Below are 1,204 nucleotides of genomic sequence, written 5' to 3' on the forward strand. Positions count from 1 at the left end.
GCTGCACTGATAAGACTACCCGTACCAGACATTGCATAAGTGCGAAGCACCTTGGTATCGCTTTCATCATTGCTATTTACCGCAACCGCAGCTAGGTCGCTGACAACAGCGTCGGTGCGCGCCAAAGGCGAACCAGCAGGAAGGGTCACTTCTACCGAGAATTCTCCTTGGGATAGGGTTGGAATAAGCTCCATACCTAGTTTTGGTACAAGCATTATCGCGCCAGCAGCAACAAGAAAGGCCATGGCTAGTACCAGTGCTTTTGCTTGAAGACTAACGCGCAGCAGTTTTTCATAGGCTGAAGCCAGAAGGTCAAACGCTTTATTAAATACCCAGATAAGCGGTTTAAACGCAACGCTCAGTAATTTGCTGGTGATATGCCATGCACCTATCACCAAGGTAACTAAGGCTGCAGGTAAAAATACAAAGACAAGCCTGATTACCCAACGAATTGGCAGGGTAATATAGTACATAACTTTACCAAACGTTGATGTGGGGGGCGTAGGCGCTGAAGTAGTGAATACATCTTCGTGATCTAGATGTTGCTTTTTCTTCTTATGCGCCATCGCTGGGATAAGTGTTAGCGCGACAACAAGCGACGCCGCCAAAGCGAACGACACCGTCAAAGCTTGGTCTTTAAACAGTTGCCCTGCAATGCCTTCTACAAATATCAGCGGAACAAACACGGCCATTGTCGTTAATGTAGAGGCCACAATTGCGCCAGAGACCTCTTTTGTACCTTCACTGGCGGCAGAAGTCTCAGTCTTAGTGTCTTCAGTGATTGATTTTTTAGTAGCTATTGCCTCATCACTTACAGCCATTTTTAACTTCTTGTGGCGGTCGATGTTCTCAAGCACAACAATACTGTTGTCTACCAATAAGCCAACAGCAAGCGCGATACCACCTAAGCTCATCATATTTAAGCTTATGTCGTTGGCATACATTAGATTAAAGGTAGCAATCACGGAAACTGGAATAGAAACCGATATAATTACAGTGGCCCAAAAGTCTTTGAGGAAAAGATACAGCACTAACATGGCTAAAATACCGCCCATTACTGCCGCTGATTTTACGTTGTCTATGGCTTGCTTAATGAACACGCTTTGGTCATAAATTTCGCTAAGCGTGTAGTTTGAAGGCAGGTTATCGTTTACTTCATTTAATCGGTCAGCTACTTTTTTTGCAACGTTAACCGCATTAGCAT

Annotated in this window: 1 protein-coding gene; it reads right to left on the reverse strand. The window is 44.8% G+C overall.

The window, feature by feature from the left end:
- Positions 1 to 1,204: efflux RND transporter permease subunit (locus tag KL866_RS05570; protein WP_214993878.1), on the reverse strand; the 1,204-nt coding region annotated here is incomplete at both ends.

Origin of the sequence: Alteromonas sp. ALT199 (genome assembly GCF_018619335.1) — a bacterium.
Lineage (GTDB): Bacteria > Pseudomonadota > Gammaproteobacteria > Enterobacterales > Alteromonadaceae > Alteromonas.